At 46.0% G+C, this 18,101-nt stretch carries 14 protein-coding genes and 1 tRNA gene; 6 read left to right on the top strand and 9 right to left on the bottom strand.

All coding sequences use genetic code 11. From position 1 onward, the window contains the following. Window positions 1–53 precede the first annotated feature (53 nt). The 4 genes from U0033_RS24695 to U0033_RS24680 all read right to left on the bottom strand — a co-directional run bounded on the left by U0033_RS24695 (window position 54) and on the right by U0033_RS24680 (window position 5,780). Window positions 54–2,390, bottom strand: a complete 2,337-nt coding sequence (locus tag U0033_RS24695; protein ID WP_072366024.1) for a hypothetical protein — start codon at window positions 2,388–2,390, stop codon at window positions 54–56. 226 nt (window positions 2,391–2,616) lie between these two features. After that, window positions 2,617–3,837: a diaminopimelate decarboxylase gene (gene lysA / locus U0033_RS24690; protein ID WP_072366022.1), complete on the bottom strand. Its 1,221-nt coding sequence runs from the start codon at window positions 3,835–3,837 to the stop codon at window positions 2,617–2,619. A gap of 167 nt (window positions 3,838–4,004) precedes the next feature. After that, window positions 4,005–4,403: an RNA-binding S4 domain-containing protein gene (locus U0033_RS24685; RefSeq protein WP_072366020.1), complete on the bottom strand. Its 399-nt coding sequence runs from the start codon at window positions 4,401–4,403 to the stop codon at window positions 4,005–4,007. 3 nt (window positions 4,404–4,406) lie between these two features. After that, a complete protein-coding gene (locus U0033_RS24680) occupies window positions 4,407–5,780 on the bottom strand; it encodes a dipeptidase (protein WP_072366018.1) in 1,374 nt (457 codons plus the stop codon). A 267-nt stretch (window positions 5,781–6,047) separates the two neighbouring features. Here U0033_RS24680 and U0033_RS24675 point away from each other — a divergent pair, with 267 nt between their 5' ends. Next, entirely contained in the window at window positions 6,048–6,425 is a 378-nt protein-coding gene (locus U0033_RS24675) for a sigma factor (RefSeq protein ID WP_072366017.1), read from the top strand. Between the two features lie 81 nt (window positions 6,426–6,506). Beyond that, a complete protein-coding gene (locus U0033_RS24670) occupies window positions 6,507–7,694 on the top strand; it encodes a FecR family protein (RefSeq protein ID WP_072366015.1) in 1,188 nt (395 codons plus the stop codon). Here U0033_RS24670 and U0033_RS24665 read toward each other — a convergent pair. Then, complete coding sequence (locus U0033_RS24665) at window positions 7,684–8,148, bottom strand: response regulator (RefSeq protein ID WP_072366013.1); 465 nt, start codon at window positions 8,146–8,148, stop codon at window positions 7,684–7,686. The two genes, U0033_RS24670 and U0033_RS24665, sit on opposite strands and share 11 nt — an antisense overlap. Before the next feature lie 363 nt (window positions 8,149–8,511). Here U0033_RS24665 and U0033_RS24660 point away from each other — a divergent pair, with 363 nt between their 5' ends. The 3 genes from U0033_RS24660 to U0033_RS24650 are packed head-to-tail and all read left to right on the top strand — an operon-like array spanning window position 8,512 to window position 10,325. Beyond that, a complete protein-coding gene (locus U0033_RS24660; protein WP_072366011.1) occupies window positions 8,512–9,102 on the top strand; it encodes a LemA family protein in 591 nt (196 codons plus the stop codon). A gap of 12 nt (window positions 9,103–9,114) precedes the next feature. Beyond that, window positions 9,115–9,564 carry a TPM domain-containing protein gene (locus U0033_RS24655; protein WP_072366009.1) on the top strand — a complete coding sequence of 150 codons (450 nt, stop codon included), beginning with the start codon at window positions 9,115–9,117 and terminating at the stop codon, window positions 9,562–9,564. 20 nt (window positions 9,565–9,584) lie between these two features. Next, the gene (locus U0033_RS24650) at window positions 9,585–10,325 is read left to right on the top strand and encodes a TPM domain-containing protein (protein ID WP_143150955.1); all 741 of its coding nucleotides are present in this window, start codon (window positions 9,585–9,587) and stop codon (window positions 10,323–10,325) included. A gap of 179 nt (window positions 10,326–10,504) precedes the next feature. Here U0033_RS24650 and U0033_RS24645 read toward each other — a convergent pair whose 3' ends face one another. The 4 genes from U0033_RS24645 to gap all read right to left on the bottom strand — a co-directional run bounded on the left by U0033_RS24645 (window position 10,505) and on the right by gap (window position 17,284). Then, on the bottom strand, window positions 10,505–13,600 hold the full coding sequence (locus U0033_RS24645; RefSeq protein ID WP_072366005.1) for a ligand-binding sensor domain-containing protein: 3,096 nt from the start codon (window positions 13,598–13,600) through the stop codon (window positions 10,505–10,507). A gap of 29 nt (window positions 13,601–13,629) precedes the next feature. Beyond that, on the bottom strand, window positions 13,630–14,883 hold the full coding sequence (gene dctA, locus U0033_RS24640; protein WP_072366004.1) for a C4-dicarboxylate transporter DctA: 1,254 nt from the start codon (window positions 14,881–14,883) through the stop codon (window positions 13,630–13,632). A 77-nt stretch (window positions 14,884–14,960) separates the two neighbouring features. Next, window positions 14,961–16,157, bottom strand: coding sequence for a phosphoglycerate kinase (locus tag U0033_RS24635; RefSeq protein ID WP_072366002.1), 1,197 nt, complete (start codon window positions 16,155–16,157; stop codon window positions 14,961–14,963). 110 nt (window positions 16,158–16,267) lie between these two features. Then, entirely contained in the window at window positions 16,268–17,284 is a 1,017-nt protein-coding gene (gene gap, locus U0033_RS24630; protein WP_072365999.1) for a type I glyceraldehyde-3-phosphate dehydrogenase, read from the bottom strand. Window positions 17,285–17,448: 164 nt separating this feature from the next. Here gap and U0033_RS24625 point away from each other — a divergent pair. Further along, window positions 17,449–17,523: transfer RNA gene (locus U0033_RS24625), tRNA-Glu, on the top strand. Window positions 17,524–18,101 lie beyond the last annotated feature (578 nt).

Here is an 18,101-nt window from a genome sequence, read left to right as displayed (position 1 = left end):
TGTATTCTTAACGATACAGCCGCTTTCTTTTTTATATATTCCTATTTTCCTTTTTACGCATCCATATTCACTTTCACTCTCAGCGCCCGCAATCCGCTTACCCCTTGCAGGTCTTCCAGATCCAGCATTTCCACATCCGGCAGCAGGAGATTCTTATTCTGCAGGAAGTTGATATACTTCAGGTATTCTTCCATTTCTTTCGCATATGCATACACGATCGCAATGGTACCGGGCTGGGTGAGGCGTTTGCCTGTCTGGCGAATGTGCACCTTATCAATTCTTTTCTTCAGTATTTCATACCGGATGTTATAAGCACCTTCCACATCGAAGCGGCGTTCATCCTGTCTGAAACTGATGTCGATCGGGTTGCTGTGTGCCAGTACCAGCTGGGTAGTTTGCAGGGGTACCTTCAGTGACGGAGTCAGCTTGTTGGTGAGTCTTGCAATATCTGCCATAGACTGGATCTGCCACAGGCGCAGGTTACGCAGGTAGAGCAGGTCGAACTTACGGGTTTGCGCAATGGCCTGTCCTATATAGATATTGTACTCTACTCCATCTGTACGATACTTTTCGAAGTAGCAGGGGAAGGAGTGTTGTATGTTTTCTTTTTCTTTATCCAGGTATTGGTTTAGTTCAGCATTGATCATGGCCAGGCTATCTTCATAGTCCTGACGGTGGTGCTGTATATGGCCTTCGGTCTGGTCTACCAGTGAGAAATAGCGTTCCAGTGCCGGCTGCAGGTCAGGATGGCTTTCGTGCAGGTGACGGAATAATGGACCGATTTCTTCATCCAGGTAGTTGTTGGTGCGCAGCTCATCTTCTGAGAGCATACCACTGGTGACACCGGTGATGAGTTCATCGTTCTTGAACTTCAGCTCTTCCAGCAATGGCAGGTAGATCGTATTGCCTATGTGGTCCAGGGTTTCCCGGATCAGGAGCAATTGTTCGCGGAGGTCTTCATGGATCGCATTGCTACGTTCGGTAGAAGAGTTCCTGATATCAACGGCACCATATAATGGATAGACATTTTCAAAGGCAATGTTGCCAATGTCTTTTCTCTTTGCTTTCGGTGTGTGCAGGTAATGCCATGCTGCATCGATGAATTTCCATTCTACGGAAGGCTGCAGGGCGGTGAACTGTTCTTTGATCACCTGGGTGATACGGTTGGAAGTAATGTCAGCTCCCCTGTTCAGCAACATCACCATCAGCGGATATGCAGGCATTGCCTGCGCCAGTGTTTCGGCGGTGATCTTGTTAGGGGTGGCAGAAGCCAGTTCCACGATACCCAGCAGGGTATCTTCATGCCATACCGGTACCAGCGCAAAACTACTGATGCCTTTCAGCGGCAGGTAGCGGAGAAACGGATATGCATAAAGGGTGCTTTCTGTGACTACAGGCAACAGCAAGGGTGTTTTGTTCTGGCCCAGGTACTGGATCAGTTGCTGAAAAAGCTGTTGCTGTTGTTTTTCGCTTCCGGTTACACCCAGGGTCACCCCACTTTCGCATTGTTCACATTCCAGCACATAGCGGCCATTGATTTTAGGAATAGGTACCAGGTGTACACTCAGGTCGTTATCGCCCATGAGTGCCTGCACTTCTTCTTCCATACGACGATAGGTGCGTCTTTCGTTGCCTTCGTGCATGTTCAGGATCAGGTTCTTCATTACATTCTGCACCTCATCTTTAGTAACATCCTGTAATGTCCAGATCACAAAACCTTCAAGGGAGAAGTTATCCAGTGGGAGTAATTCTTTCAGGTCTTCGGGGCTGAACTTCCTCATACATACGGTATCGTATGAGAGCGGGGGCAGTTCACCTTTTACCTTTACTTCCACGAAACGGGGGTCTACATTCACTTTTACATATCGCTTGGTGCCATTACTGTCAGGCATGGTGATGTGGTGAATGATCTCGTTCTGGTAAGCGACAGGAAAACCGTATGCTTTTTCCAGGATCAGCTTGTACAGCCATTCCAGTTTATCCTTCTTCATTCTCTCCAGGGAGACGCCTTTGGGCACTTCCAGCGTTCTGTCGCCATTGTCGGCGAAGATGTTTTTGAAGAGATCGGAGTAATAAAATATAGCAAACTTCTGAGGAACGCCGATACCATAGATATCCTTGTCCATATCAGAAGTGATTGGAAATACGGTAGCGATGATGAGGTCGATATATTCCTGGTAAGCGGACAAGTCGTCTGCTCCCGCTATGGGGCCAAGTAGCGCGGGATTACTTTCAAAGCGTTCGGCGATCTTTTGATAATACGCCGCCCGGCTATCTGACTTGCTGGCCGCCTTCTCCTTCAGGAACTTCACATAGGGAGCGAAGGAGATATGGGATTCTATCAGTGCCTCATCCTTTAATTGATCCGGACCGGCAGTTAAAACTTTCATAATCTAAATATGTAAAAAATGACTCATCTGGTTATATGACGAATGGATAAAGGAAAAATTGTAGTGTTACAAAGAGTGAATGACAGCGTGCAGGATTAAGCAGAGAGAGTTACGGTTGATTTCTATGTGCAAATTTAATGCAAAACTGCAAATTCGGTCATAAAAAGTTATAGGTCTGCCAATCCGGCAGACCTATAAATATATTCTAATCTGTAAATTATTCTGATTATAACTCGATCTGATTTTTTAGCAGGTCTTCGAAGGTATCACGTCTGCGGATTAGCTGGGCTTTACCATCTTTTACCAGTACTTCGGCGGGTTTGAAGCGGGAGTTGAAGTTGGAGGCCATTTCAAAACCGTATGCGCCGGCATTGTAGAATACCAGCAGGTCGCCTTCTTTCACTTCGTTCAGTTTACGATCCCAGCCGAAAGTATCAGTTTCGCAGATATTACCTACGACGGTATAGATCCGTTCGGTGCCTTTTGGATTAGAGATGTTCTTAATGAGGTGGAAGGCATCGTAGAACATGGGGCGGATCAGGTGGTTGAAACCTGAGTTTACCCCTACGAATACGGTAGCAGTGGTTTGTTTGATCACATTCGCCTTTACTACGAAGTAGCCGCACTGGCTTACCAGGAATTTACCTGGTTCGAACCATACCTGCAGGGGGCGGTTATATGTTTTGCTGAATTTATTGAAAGCATCGGAGAGCTTTCTGCCCAGCAGCTGGATGTCGGTTTCAGGGTCGCCCTGCTGGTAAGCAACTTTGAAGCCGCTACCCAGGTCGATGAATTCCAGGTCCGGGAAGTTCACGGCCAGTTCGAACATGATGTCAACCCCACGGAGGAATACGTCTACATCTTTGATTTCGGAGCCGGTATGCATGTGCAGGCCGGTAACTTTCAGTTTGGTACTTTTTACGATGCGCTCGATGTGGCGGATCTGGTGGATGGAAATACCGAACTTGCTGTCTACGTGACCTGTGGAGATCTTGTAGTTACCGCCAGCCATGATGTGTGGGTTCAGGCGGATGCAGATTGGGTAAGAGTCACCGAAACGGTTACCGAATTGCTCCAGGATGGAGATGTTGTCGATATTGATATTTACGCCCAGGTTTTTGGCAGTTACGATTTCGTCGAGGTCTACGCAATTAGGGGTAAAGATGATGTTTTTTGGATCGAATCCTGCTTTGAGGCCGAGTTGGACTTCGTTGATAGACACGGTGTCCAGACCGCAGCCCAGGGAGTTGATGTATTTCAGGATGTTGATGTTGGTGAGGGCCTTACAGGCGTAGAAAAAGCGTGCGTCCGTCTTTTGGAAGGCGTCCTTCAACTTTTCGTACTGGATGGCAATCTTTTCTGCATGGTATATATATACCGGAGTTCCAAATTCTTCCGCTACTTTCACAAGGAAGTCGGTGGAGAGTACGTCGCTTTGCTTAGGCATTTATTGAAATATAATTTATGAGGATGCGAATTTACGCAGCAAATTTGAAAGTTTCTGCGAAAATCCCGATCTGGTCTTCGGCCGGATCGGGATTTTCGCAGGGTTAAAACAAAAGCGGTTTTGCCTGGGGCAAAACCGCTTTTGTTTTGGGTAAAGATTCAGGTCAGTTATTCTTCATCCTCAGGTGCCATAAACCCGTCCAGGTCGCGACGTTCCTTCTTAGTTGGCCGTCCGATCTTACTGGGTCGCTTACCTGTATGGAAGCTGGAAGCTGTTCGCTGAATCGCCTGCTGATCTTCTTCAGGGGTCAGATCTACATAGTGCTTGATGGCTTCAGCATATTGCACCCTGTTGGCCAGCAGGCTCACTACTTCAATCACCCATTTCCTGGATTCGGATCTGATCTCATATTTATCACCAATGCCTACTGACCTTGCAGCCTTCACATTGTTTCCATTCATCTTCACTTTCCCACCATCACAGGCTGTAGCAGCCTGTGAGCGGGTCTTAAATATCCTGATCGCCCAGAGATACTTATCCAGGCGCAGTTTCTCTGTATTCTGCATATTTTATTTCTTATTCATTTCCGCAAAGAACTTGTGGAAATAAGGAATGGTTTCTATTCCTTTATAATAGTTAGCCAGACCATACTTCTCATTTGGAGAGTGCAGGTTGTCGCTATCTAATCCAAAGCCCATGAGGATGGTCTTCAGTCCAAGTTCTTTTTCAAACAGTGCTACGATAGGAATACTACCACCTCCGCGCACCGGAATGGGAGATTTACCAAAAGTTGTCCTGATAGCTTCGCTGGCTGCTTTGAATGCCACATGGTTAGTAGGCGTTACATAAGGGCTGCCACCGTGGTGTGCTGTTACTTTTACCTTTACGGATTTAGGTGCGATCTTTTCGAAGTGAGCCTTGAACAGTTCAGAGATCTGGATCCAGTCCTGGTTAGGTACCAGGCGCATGGAGATCTTGGCATGTGCTTTTGAAGGCAGTACTGTTTTAGAACCTTCGCCGGTATAGCCACCCCAGATACCGTTTACCTCCAGGGTAGGGCGGATACCGGTACGCTCGATAGAGGAATATCCTTTTTCGCCCCACAGTTCATCTACGCCCAGGTCTTTTTTATACTCAGCTTCGTTGAAGGGTGCTGCGTTCAGGGCAGCCCTTTCTTCCTTGCTCAGGTCCTGTACGTTGTCGTAGAAACCGGGGATGGTGATGTGGTTATTTTCGTCATGCAGGGATGCGATCATCTGGCACAGGATGGTAGCAGGATTTGCTACGGCACCACCGTATACACCACTGTGCAGGTCGCGGTTAGGGCCGGTTACCTCTACTTCCATGTAAGACAGGCCGCGGAGACCCGTATCCAGGCTGGGATTTTCCAGGCTCAGCATAGAAGTATCAGAAATGAGTACAACGTCTGCTTTCAGTCTTTCTTTATTTTCTTTGATAAAGATGCCCAGGTTGGCAGAACCTACTTCCTCTTCCCCTTCAATCATGAATTTGATATTGCAGGGTACAGAGTTGGTATTCATCATGGTTTCGAAAGCCTTCACGTGCATGTAGAACTGGCCTTTGTCGTCAGCAGAGCCGCGGGCATAGATCTTCTCATCTTTGATCACGGGTTCGAACGGACCGCTCTCCCAGAGTTCGAGGGGATCGGCTGGCTGTACGTCGTAGTGACCATATACCAATACGGTCGGGAGGGCCGCATCGATGATTTTTTCTCCATATACAATCGGGTGGCCGGCAGTAGGGCAAACTTCCACCTTATCAGCACCTGCTTCAACCAGGCGTTGTTTCACGGCTTCAGCGCAATCCGCTACATCTTTATTAAAACGGGAGTCTGCGCTTACGGAAGGAATGCGCAACAAGGCCAGCAATTCTTCCAGGAAACGTTCTTTATTCTTTGTCTGATAATCTTTCCAAACTTGCATATTCCACTAAGTTTTTCTTTAGAAAGCTGCAATTTAAGGGAAAGTCTAGAAATGGGGGGTGAAGTGAGGCATTTTTGATAGATAAAGCCGGCCAGGGGCCATTCAGATTTGAAAAAAATATCAGGTTAGTGCTTAAGCGCAGAAATCGGAATTCATTAACATCACATTAACAGAAATCTCAACCTTTCTATCGACATTTAGAGGGTATTGGGGACATGATACCTAGCGCACATTGGGAGACTAACTAACCAAAATAACCTTATTCATATGATTACCAGCGAGGATACCGCTATGTTATCCGCATTAACGAAGGATAACTCCCTGGTGGCCTATCAGTACTTCTTTATGAAATATTACAAACCTCTTTGTCTGAAAGCCAGTACAATGTTGGGGAATATGGACGAGGCAAGGGAAATAGTACAAAAGATATTTATAGAAGTATGGAAGACCCGGCAATATCAGGAGATAGAACATGCCCCCGGCGGCTTTTTCTATCAAATAGTAGATGCCAGATGTCGCCAGCTGCAGGAGGCAGCGCTTGTTACTGCACAACAATATAAAGCGACCTGCCCACCCTGCGAAACGGGTCCGGCACTGGTGCCTACGTCGATTACAACACCACTGATCATGGCTATTGAAAGATAACCCGTTCCATGACGCAATATATAAAACCAAGACTCAACGTAATTATTATCTTAAAAACCCTCGTAACCACTCTATAAAAAAATGAAATACGACCAAGAGTATATTTACAGTTTACTACTGCGTAAGCAACTTGGCGATTTAACTGAAGTGGAAGACAAGCTGCTGCAGAAGGAAATGCATCACAATGAAAATGTGCGGCGCTGCTGGCAGGAATATGAAGAAGCCATATTGTACACCGACAGTGCTTTCCTGGAAGACCTCCAGGTGGAAGCGGACTGGCTGAAAATTAAGGCCATTCTGGAACCAACACCTGTATATATGAGGGTACTGAAATTCCTGAAAAAAGTACGGGTAGCGGCAGCAATCGTTCTTGCTATAGGCGCTACCGCCGCTGCATACATTTTAATCCCTGCACGCCAGCAGGCACCTCATCAAACAGCCAACCATTATCGCATTGTATTTCCGCAAATGGCAGGGAGACCTGTATTTTCTTCCCATGCTCCTGCGGCAGCCAGTAACGGGGAGGTGATTACAACAGATACCGCGATCAAAGTAGTAGGTGATTCCGGCACCATTGCCATCAAAAACATCCATCCGGATACCATTTACCAGAGCAAATCGCTGGAATGGAATACGCTGACCGTGCCCCCCAGGCAGGATTATCACATTGAACTGGCAGATGGTACAGAAGTACATCTCAATGCCAGCTCTACCCTCCGTTTTCCATTTATCTTCCCCGGCAAAACAAGGGAAGTATACCTGGAAGGAGAAGCTTACTTCACGGTAGCGCATAATCCGGAAAGGCCATTTATCGTACACACAGGAACGACCTCCGTGATAGCCTTAGGTACGGCTTTCAACGTCAATTCTTATGATAACAATACAGTGACAACCTCTCTGGTGCAAGGTACTGTGGTGACAGATGTAGGAGATAGTCTTGATGTAACGCTCAAGCCCGGGTTTGAGGCCATTTATCATCCCGGCGAGCGGTTCAAGGTAAAAAGGTTCGATGAAACCGTGACCCTGGGTTGGCGGCAGGGCGTTTATCGCTTTCGCAACAAGCCGATGGAAGAGCTGAGACCAGTATTACAACGCTGGTTTGGGCTCAAAATGGACTTTTCAGCAGCACCTTCTTTTGAAAATACACACTTCTCGGGCAGCCTTGAAAAAGATAAAAAGGTGGAAGATTTTCTCGATGAGATCTGTAAGCAATTAAAGTTGAACTACCAGATATACGACAACACCATTCACTTCATGACTAAGAAATGAGCTTTTGACGGAGCAGGAACTCCAGCTTCTCATTTACATCCAGCAATTTTGCTGTCAATTCCTTATTTTCTTTACGCAGGGCATATACTTCGAATGCCTTTTCAATATTGTGACGCAGGTCCTCGTCATTCCATGGCTTGGAGAAATACTTATACACCTGACCTTTGTTAATGGCATCAATCACTGCGTTGATGTCGGCATACCCTGTCAGCAGTATGCGGATGGGCTCAGGATACCTGTCCAGAATAGATTCAAAAAACTCAATCCCGGTCATTTTGGGCATCCGCTGATCTGAAATGATGATGTGGATTTCTTCCTTTTCCAACACTTTCACTGCTTCCTCAGCCGAACTTGCCGTAAAAATCGTGTAAAGCCTACGGAAAGATGCCTTGAACGCATTTAGGTTGTGAATCTCATCATCGATATACAGAATATGGATGTGTTGTGCACTCATTGAAGCAGACTTAAATTCAAATTATTGAAAAATAGAGGTACAAATCGAATGAAAAGTATTCCTAAGGGTATTCACAATAAGAAAACGCCACCAAAATTATAGAGAAACATACATTCGCAGACTGACTTTTTCACCAATGCTTATTTCTTTCTTGTGAAAGTAAAATATAGTCCTTTTATCGTTCCTGCGGTCATTGTTCAGCGAGTTGGTTAGCAGGCTTTAGCATAATAACTCCTTGTACTTTGAGTAATTTCTTGTAGGTTTGGATAAGCCTGTTATTACTCACTATACTAATTTACAGAAAATCAGGGCAATACAAACAGGCATTAACATTGTTATTATTGTAAACAAATCTTAGCACAAATGAAAAAGAGTACGCTCACACTTATCATTATTCTTGCCGTAGTAGTCATTTTTGGAGGCTGTGGAGTTTCCAAATACAACTCCATCGTGCGTCAGGACCAGGCTGTAAAAAGCAAGTGGAGCAATGTGGAAGCACAGTATCAGCGCAGGGCGGATCTGATCCCGAATCTGGTAGCTACTGTAAAAGGTGCTGCCAACTTTGAGAAAGAAACCCTGACCCAGGTAATGGAAGCCAGAGCAAAAGCAACCCAGATCACGATCAAAGGTGATGACCTGACTCCTGAAAAAGTACAACAGTACCAGGCAGCACAGGGCCAGCTGAGTACTGCACTGGGCAGACTGCTCGCCGTTTCAGAAGCTTATCCTGAACTGAAAGCTAACCAGAACTTCCGTGACCTGCAGGCACAGCTGGAAGGTACTGAGAACCGCATTACCGTAGCACGCAACGACTTTTCTACTGCTGTACAGGACTTTAACAGCACTGTCAGCACTTTCCCTAACAATATCGTAGCTGGTTTCGGTGGCTTCAAAGCCAAAGAATACTATATGGCAGATAAGGGTGCTGAAAATGCGCCTAAAGTGCAGTTCTAATACATTTCATCTATGCGCCTATTCCCCAAAAAAGAACTGCTTACCGAAGCAGAAAAACAGCAACTGGTGCAGGCTATCCGCCATGCGGAAAGAATGACCAGCGGAGAAATCCGGGTATTTGTTGAAAGCCATTGCAAATTTGTAGATCCTTTAGACAGGGCCCAGCAGATCTTCGTTCGGCTCAGCCTTGAAAAAACCAGGCTACGTAATGGAGTGCTGCTCTACTTTGCACTGAAAGACAAACAATATGCGATTGCGGGGGATAAGGGCATTCATGAAAAAGTAGGTCAGGAATTCTGGAAAGAAAAATCACAAAGCATGCTGGCACATTTTGCCCAGGGCCAGGTGGTTAAAGGCATAGCTGCCTGCATCATCGAAATAGGCGAAGCACTTTGTGTACACTTTCCGCATGAAGGAGATGATATTAACGAATTACCGGATGACATTGTAGTAGGGAGATGAGGACAATAAAAATAATGAAGATGAGGCAAGTATACTGCCTGCTTATAGGTTTATTCTTAGTCACTGGAATGGTACAGGCACAGGATTTAAAAATTCCTGCCCGCCCTAATCCACCACGGCTGGTAAATGACCTGGCAGGTGTTCTGCAGGGCGATCAGGCGGCTAGCCTGGAAGATAAGTTGTTACAGTTTAACGATACCACTTCTACCCAGATTGCCATTGTGACCATTCCTTCTACCAATGGAAGGGATATCGCCGAAGTAGGCCTGGCAATTCTGCGTGACTGGGGAATCGGTACCAAAGACAAAAACAATGGTATCCTCATACTGGCTGCTATCAACGACAGAAAGATCCGTATTGAAGTCGGCTCAGGTATGGAAGGCGCAGTACCAGATGCGATCGCCAACCGTATTATCGATGAGAACATCAAACCTAACTTCAGAAACGGCAACTATTACCAGGGCTTTGATGAAGCGGTAGACAGGATCATAGAAGCGTCAAAAGGAGAATACAAAGGAACACCCAACCGGCGCCAGGATTCCAGCAATGCACCGGGCCTGGTGATACTGCTCATTATTATTGTTGTGATTATCTCGATCCTGCGCAACCGTGGTGGTGGCGGAGGTACTACTATCAGCCGTCGTGGATGGATCGGCCCTATATGGGGTGGATTTGGTGATAGCGACCGCGGAGGCGGTGGCGGATTTGGTGGCTTCGGCGGTGGTTCCGGAAGCGGAGGTGGTGCCAGCGGTAATTGGTAAAATAACTGAAAAAGGTTGTATCGAAAGTAACACTTCCCGGCGTTAACCCGGGAACCCTGAAGGAGAGCCTTGTTGATGATGCTACGCTCAATACCTTCAAATTACTTTCAATACAACCTTTTTTATCCTGGAAAGAGGTTTTCATTGCCCCGGGTGCATTCCCTCTTTCATAAATGTTTTTATTCTTCATCCAGCGGGAACCATACATTTACCCTGGTACCCGTTGGCAGATCTTCTATATCAAAAGTCATATCCAGGTTAAAACGCTTATTGTACAAGGCCAATCTATCCTGTGTTATCTGCACTCCCCGGGAATGATGCTCATCCCCTGTTCTCAATGCAGCCGCCTTCTCCCTGCCAATACCATTATCTTCTATCGTACACAATATTCGATCTATCTCTTTTGTAAAGCTGATCCGCAGCATACCCCGCTCCTTCTTGTGCAGTAAACCATGCCAGATGGCATTCTCCACAAAGGGTTGTAAGATCATAGTTGGAATATCCATGTAGTCAGGATCCAGTTCATCATCTATCCGGATATCGCAATCAAACTGATCTTCAAAACGCAGTTTTTCTAACTCTATATAGTTTTCCAGCATTTTGATTTCCTGCGAAATCGTGATACTGTTTTGCTGGGAATTATCCAGTACATTCCTGATCAGTCTTGCAAAACGACTCAGGTAAGAAAGTGCCTGCTCCGTTTCATTCTTCATCATAAATGCCTGAATGGAGTTCAGGGCATTGAAAATGAAATGTGGATTCATCTGGGCCCGCAGTGCTTTCATTTCCAGCTGGGCTATCTGTTGTTCTATTTCCGTACGGCGGCGCGCCTCTCTTTTGATCAGGTAAATCCTGATCCTGAAATAAGTGTAGATAACAGCAATGACCAGGAGCAGGCCGAGTAGCCGGAACCAGGTGGTTTGCCAGAAAGCAGGCAGGATATTAAAGTACAGGGTCGTGACACCTGTTGAAAATGTACCTGCTGTATTCATACTCCGTACCCTGAATACATAATTGCCAGGGGGCAGGTTCGTATACCTGGCTACCAGTACCCCATTGGCCTGTACCCAATCTTCATCCACACCATCCAGCTGATAAAAATACCGGATCGCTTCATGATGGTATTGCAGGCTTTTGAATTCTATGTTGATAAAGTTCTGCCGGTGATTGAGTGCCAGCGGAGCACTTTTATCATACAGGCTATTTAGCTGCATACTGCTATCCATAGCCTTGAAATTAATGATCGTCACATCCGGTGGCGAAGGTGCTACTTTCAATGCGGCAGTATCCAGCACTACAAAATGATCGGAAGCACCAATCATCAGGCGGCCATCTGCCAGCCGGACAATCCGTCTTCTCACCTTCCGGTTATTGTCTATGATCTGTCCTGTCTGTACAAAGGTTTCCAGGCCGAAGTTCCGCCTGTTAAAACGATAAAAACCATAGGGCGTTGTAAACCATAAACCTCTGCTGCCGGAAGGGAGCATGCTCAGTACCCATTCATCAAAGAGATCTCCATTAATCAGGAGGGGATTGGCGGTGTGGCGGCGGATATCGTATACCCATAGCCCATGTTCTGTTCCTGCTATCAGCGTGGTATCATCCAGCAGATTCAGACAGGTGATGTTGCTAACGGATAACTGTCCATAAGGGAATAGTTCCCTGGATTCAATTTTTTGCCTGATATGATTATACCTGATCAACCCTGCATCGCTGGTCGCCAGCCATAAGGTACTATCTCCCTGCCTGGCTATATCCATGACCGTGATAGGGTGACGAATTTTGTTCAGCAGGTTTTGGCAAACGGCAAATGTATCTGTTACCGGGTTCCAGCGTACCAATCCTTTTTTATACAAACCTATCCATACGGTGCTGTCATTTTCAGGCAATATGTTCATCAATGTCTGATCACCAAAGAGGTCTTTGTGTTTATGCGCTGTAAACTTTCCCTGTTTTGGATCAAAGACCGAGAGCCGGCCATTCTCCTGCCCTACCAATACCTTTCCATCCGGCATCTGGGCAAAGCTCCATACCAGTCCTCTTTCCTCAGGTACTTCCGCTATCAACTGCCGCTTTAATTGCAGGGAGGGTGAGAGCCAGCTAAAGCCCTTGCCCCAGAAGCCGGCATAGATATTCCCCAGATCATCCTGGAAAAGATCGGTTACTTCTGCACGGGGTAATTTTGCATTTGGATCCCGCTGATCCATGATGTGAAATGCGCGATCAGGCGGATTCAAAATGTTCAATCCCCTGTCCGTACCTATCCATAAACGGCCATCCCTGTCATTCAGGAAACAGTTGACTTCAAAGTCGTAGTGGAATCTTTTGTCGTCATCATTATTTGCGCGGATGTTTACGTGGAAATTGTTGCTTTGTTCATCATAACGGTAAATGCCCCCCAGCACAGTTGCTAACCAGATCTGTTTGTCCTTGTCCTCCGTTATATCGGTGACCATATTACCTTCTGGCGGTTTATTGATCCTGAATGGCCATGCTTTCAACTGGTTTTGTGCCGGTACATAGCAGTAGAGGGTGTCGCCAAGTCTGCCCGCTACCCAAAGGCGTTCGCGGCTATCGATGAAGAACTGCTTTACGCTGGTCTGCGAATAGAGCAATGGAATGTGCAGGGGATTGTTGTTACGGTGATACAGGTGTTTGCGATCGGCACTGAGCATGTAAATGCCATGCTTCCCGCTGATCCAGAGATTACCCGCTTTATCCTCGATAATAGCGCTGTACATTTCTGCCCTGTCTGCGGCAGGTATTTCTGCAGGAATGACAAAGGTGGCTCCTTTTTCATCATAACGGTACAGTCCTTCCTGGGTAGTGACCCAAATGATGCCTGCATGATCCTGTATGATATGACTACAATATACATTGCCTGTACCCACAGGGAGCATATCCATCTTCAGCACTTTTACTTTGGAGGTAACGGGATCATAATAACGGATATTATCGGGAGCCCCCATCCATATCCTCCCTTTCTTATCTTCACAAAGACAGATATCGTCGTAGTAAATAGAGCCCGGCACCTTATCAAAGCTGGCAATAGTGATCAGGTTACTTCCATCATAGCGCTGCAGGGCAGTGCTGGCGATCCAGATAAAACCTTTACGGTCCTGTAAGATAGCAGATACATGATTGCTGGCTAATCCATCACTGAGATCAAGATGGCGGAATGAATATGAAAGCGCCGACTCCTGTGCATGCACAGAGCAGCTATATATTGCAAGCAGCCAATATATAAAAGCAGCAATACGGTACTTCACATTCATAAGGGGGGAAAAGCTAAATGTAATTAATATTACTGAACACCTATAGCCAGCTTATACTTTTCCTCGTCAAAGGCTTTTTCACTTTTAGCCATTACGATAGTGGCTACCCCGTTACCAATCAGGTTTGTGATGGCACGGGCTTCACTCATGAAACGATCTACACCGATCAGGAGTGCAAGGCCACCTGCAGGGATTACTTTGATCACGGCCAGCGTGGAAGCAAGTACGATAAAACCGCTACCTGTTACGCCTGCAGCACCTTTGGAAGTAACCATTAATATACCGATGATGGTTAATTCCTGCCAGATGCTGAGGTCTACTTTTGCTGCCTGGGCCAGGAAGATCATAGACATACTGAGATAAATGCTCGTGCCATCCAGGTTGAAAGAATAACCAGCGGGAATGACTAGACCTACTACTTCTTTATGACAACCCATTTTCTCCAGCTTTTCCATAATACCCGGCAGGGCAGATTCGGAGCTGGAGGTGCCCAGTACGATGAGCAATTCGTTGCTAATAAACCGGAGGTATTTCCAGAGGCTGAATTTATACAGATAGGCGATTGTTCCCAGTACGATGAAGATAAAGAGGAACATGGTAAGATATACACAGAGCATCAGTGAGATCATGGGGTGCAGCGCTTTGAGGCCGAACTTACCGATGGTAAAGGCCATGCCGCCGAAGGCTCCGATAGGGGCCAGTTTCATGATAAACTTCAGGACATTGAAAAAGACTTCTGAGATCCGTTCGAATGTATTCAGGAGGCCATTTCCTTTTCCGTTCAGTTTGGTAATACCGTAACCAAAGAGGATAGCGAAAACCAGTACCTGGATAATTTCACCTTTAGCAAAGGCTTCTACCGCATTGGCAGGAACGATATGCAGCAGGAATTCCGTCCAGCTAAAACCGGCAGCATCATGCTGGATTTTGGCTGCTTTTTCAATGTCGGCACCCGAGACAGCAGAGAAGTCGATACCGCTACCTGGTTTCAGGTAGTTAGCCACAATAAGGCCTATAGTGATAGCAAGGGTAGTAACGATTTCGAAGTAGAGTAAGGCCTTGCCGCCTACCTTACCTACTTTCTTCATATCTCCCATCCTGGCAATACCGAGTACGATGGTGAGGAAGATAATGGGAGCAATCAGCATCTTGATCAGGTTGATGAAGATGGTACTGATCAATTCTCCGGTAGGGGCTATTTGTGGATAATAGTGGCCGACGAGAATGCCAATGATGATAGCAATGATAACCTGGAAGTAAAGGTGGCGCGATAATTTTCTCATTGCATCAAGATAATAAAAAAACCAAACGCTCCTGCTGGTGGCAGGAGCGTTCAGTGGAAAAATATCTATTCTTAAAATTATGCTTTTACAGCAGCGATACCTGGCAGGGTCTTACCTTCGAAGAACTCCAGCATTGCACCACCACCTGTAGATACATAGCTTACTTTTTCAGCCAGGCCAAACTGGTTCACAGCAGCAACGGAGTCACCACCACCTACCAGGGAGAATGCACCCTGCGCTGTAGCCAGCACGATGGCATCAGCTACAGATTTGGTACCATTCTGGAAAGCCTTCATTTCGAACACGCCCATAGGACCATTCCAGAGGATGGTTTTGGACTGTTGGATAGTTTCGCTGAAGATAGCTACGGATTTAGGTCCGATATCCAGGCCCATCCAACCAGCAGGGATCGCATCATTACTAACAACCTGGGTGTTTGCATCAGCAGCAAATTTATCAGCAGCAACTGAGTCAACAGGCAGGATCAGTGCTACGCCTTTAGCTTTTGCTTTAGCGAGCAGTTCCAGTGCCAGGTCCAGTTTCTCGTTTTCACAAAGAGAGCTACCGATTTCTTTGCCCTGAGCTTTCAGGAAAGTATAAGCCATACCACCACCGATGATGATGTTATTAGCTTTTTCCATCAGGTTTTCGATAATCAGGATTTTGTCGCTCACTTTAGCACCACCCAGGATAGCGGTGAAAGGAGATGCAGCGCCATGCAGTACTTTTTCTGCATTGCCTACTTCAGCTTCCATCAGCAGACCGAACATACGTTTGTCAGCAGGATAGAATTCAGCAATCACTGCTGTAGAAGCGTGTGCACGGTGAGCGGTACCGAATGCGTCGTTTACATATACGTCACCCAGTTTAGACAGTTTTCCTGCAAATTCTTTATCACCTTTTTCTTCCTGTTTGTAGAAGCGCAGGTTTTCCAGCAGCAGCACTTCGCCTGGTTGCAGGGCAGCAGCAGCTTTTTCAGCTACTTCACCGATGCAGTCGGTAGCGAACTTAACGGTCACACCATCCAGCAATTTGATCAGGTGGTTAACCAGGTGTTTCAGTGAATATTTATCGGTAGGACCGTCTTTTGGACGACCCAGGTGAGACATCAGGATTACGCTACCGCCATCAGCAAGGATCTTTTTGATGGTAGCAACAGCTGCGGTCATGCGGGTATCATCTGTGATCTGGAATTGATCGTTCAGTGGCACGTTAAAGTCAACGCGCACTACTGCTTTATGACCCTTAAAGTTGAAATTGGAAAATTTACTCATTTGTTCTGGTTTATCTCTCTGGTGAATAAACGATAAATGGTGAACAGTGAATGGCGGAAAAAAATTTCACCATTTACCACTCACCATTTACATCTTATGATCTATAAAGCTTATTTGCTGATCAGGCTGGCGAAGTACTTAACGGTACGAACCAGCTGAGACACATAGCTCATTTCGTTGTCATACCATGATACAGTCTTAACCAGTTGTTTGTCTCCTACAGAAACGATCCTGGTCTGAGTAGCATCAAACAGTGAACCGAAGCTGATACCAACGATGTCGCTGCTCACGATTTCGTCTGTAGTATAACCGAATGATTCGTTAGAAGCAGCTTTCATAGCAGCGTTGATTTCTTCAACAGTAGTCTTCTTCTTCAGAACGGTAGTCAGTTCAGTCAGGGAACCAGTGATGGTTGGAACACGCTGTGCGTTACCATCCAGTTTACCTTTCAGGCTAGGCAGAACCAGGCCGATAGCTTTAGCAGCACCAGTACTGTTAGGTACGATGTTAGCAGCAGCAGCACGGGCACGACGCAGGTCACCTTTAGCGTGAGGAGCATCCAGGGTGTTCTGGTCGTTGGTGTAAGCGTGGATGGTAGTCATAACACCCAGTTCGATACCGAAGCTATCTTCCAGTACCTTAGCCATTGGAGCCAGACAGTTTGTAGTACATGAAGCACCGGAAATGATAGTTTCGCTACCATCCAGGATGTTATGGTTTACGTTGAATACTACAGTCTTCAGGTCACCGGTAGCAGGAGCAGAGATCACTACTCTCTTGGCACCAGCCTTGATGTGAGCTTCTGATTTGTCTTTATCAGCGAAGAAACCTGTTGATTCGATTACAACGTCAACACCGTGGTTACCCCAAGGAATTTGAGAAGGATCTTTCTGAGCGTAAATTTTCACCTCATGTCCGTTAACGGAGATAGCGTTATCGGAGTGCTTCACATCAGCATCGAAACGACCCTGAGCTGAATCGTATTTCAGCAGGTGAGCTAAAACTGCGGGACTTGTAAGGTCATTAATAGCTACCACGTCTATACCTGGCATATTGAAGATCTGACGGTATACCAAACGGCCGATACGACCGAAACCATTAATACCGATTTTAAGATTAGTTCCCATTTTACACTGAGTTTGTTGAGATTGAAAAAAATTGATTGCGAAGTTACATGCTAGACGGGGATAAAGCAATAGAATTTTAAGTTAACGAAATTTTTTTTGGAAAAATGAAAATCCCGCTTACCTTTGCAATCCAATTATGGAATCGCGCCATAGCTTAAGATTAAGCCGCGTTGGTCAATCGGCTAAGACGCCTCCCTTTCACGGAGGAATGACGGGTTCGACTCCCGTACGCGGTACCAGTAGAAAGGTTGCTCAATCGAGCAGCCTTTTTTATTTTCACCGTTTGTGTACATACAAGAATCCCTACTCCTGACTCATTGTATAACCGCAATTGGTTCTCTGATAGCCTGCCTGTTTTTTGCAAAACTCCGTAAGGTGATTCACCTTTATCTTGCTACTTCCAATTCTATAGCTGCTGCTTTTGCCATCACGAATTTGACATGTTTGATCGTTAAGCTGATCTATGCCTGGGAGGCCTCCCCGGATCACATGTTTTACAAATACCGTTCAGTAACTTTCTTACCGTTAATTGTTATTTATGTGGCTGCAATTTCGCTCACTATTTTAAAGAAACTTAGAGCTACGGTCGCTTTTTCTTTGATTTTGGTCATTGTTTATACCTGTCTAAAACTCTTTGACCGGCACTATTTGATCATTACCAGTTTCAATTCCGATACATTACGCTCCAGCTAGCCTTATTACCGGGCTCCCTTTTACGAATATTTACTTCCTGTAGTGATAGCTGTCAGCTATTCCTTAACTTCCTACCAGGAAAATATGGCCGCCAGCATCACTAAATACGAGTTTAAAGCAGGAT

The organism is Chitinophaga sancti (genome assembly GCF_034424315.1).
GTDB lineage: Bacteria > Bacteroidota > Bacteroidia > Chitinophagales > Chitinophagaceae > Chitinophaga > Chitinophaga sancti.
This window is presented reverse-complemented; position numbering and strand designations above follow the sequence as displayed.

Coding starts and splice junctions, on each gene's coding strand:
- U0033_RS24660 (WP_072366011.1), top strand. CDS start 8,512: ATGAAAAAGAGTACGCTCACACTTATCATTATTCTTGCCGTAGTAGTC.
- gap (WP_072365999.1), bottom strand. CDS start 17,284: ATGGGAACTAATCTTAAAATCGGTATTAATGGTTTCGGTCGTATCGGC.
- U0033_RS24635 (WP_072366002.1), bottom strand. CDS start 16,157: ATGAGTAAATTTTCCAATTTCAACTTTAAGGGTCATAAAGCAGTAGTG.
- U0033_RS24685 (WP_072366020.1), bottom strand. CDS start 4,403: ATGCAGAATACAGAGAAACTGCGCCTGGATAAGTATCTCTGGGCGATC.
- U0033_RS24670 (WP_072366015.1), top strand. CDS start 6,507: ATGAAATACGACCAAGAGTATATTTACAGTTTACTACTGCGTAAGCAA.
- U0033_RS24650 (WP_143150955.1), top strand. CDS start 9,585: ATGAGGCAAGTATACTGCCTGCTTATAGGTTTATTCTTAGTCACTGGA.
- U0033_RS24680 (WP_072366018.1), bottom strand. CDS start 5,780: ATGCAAGTTTGGAAAGATTATCAGACAAAGAATAAAGAACGTTTCCTG.
- U0033_RS24675 (WP_072366017.1), top strand. CDS start 6,048: ATGATTACCAGCGAGGATACCGCTATGTTATCCGCATTAACGAAGGAT.
- U0033_RS24695 (WP_072366024.1), bottom strand. CDS start 2,390: ATGAAAGTTTTAACTGCCGGTCCGGATCAATTAAAGGATGAGGCACTG.
- lysA (WP_072366022.1), bottom strand. CDS start 3,837: ATGCCTAAGCAAAGCGACGTACTCTCCACCGACTTCCTTGTGAAAGTA.
- U0033_RS24645 (WP_072366005.1), bottom strand. CDS start 13,600: ATGAATGTGAAGTACCGTATTGCTGCTTTTATATATTGGCTGCTTGCA.
- dctA (WP_072366004.1), bottom strand. CDS start 14,883: ATGAGAAAATTATCGCGCCACCTTTACTTCCAGGTTATCATTGCTATC.
- U0033_RS24665 (WP_072366013.1), bottom strand. CDS start 8,148: ATGAGTGCACAACACATCCATATTCTGTATATCGATGATGAGATTCAC.
- U0033_RS24655 (WP_072366009.1), top strand. CDS start 9,115: ATGCGCCTATTCCCCAAAAAAGAACTGCTTACCGAAGCAGAAAAACAG.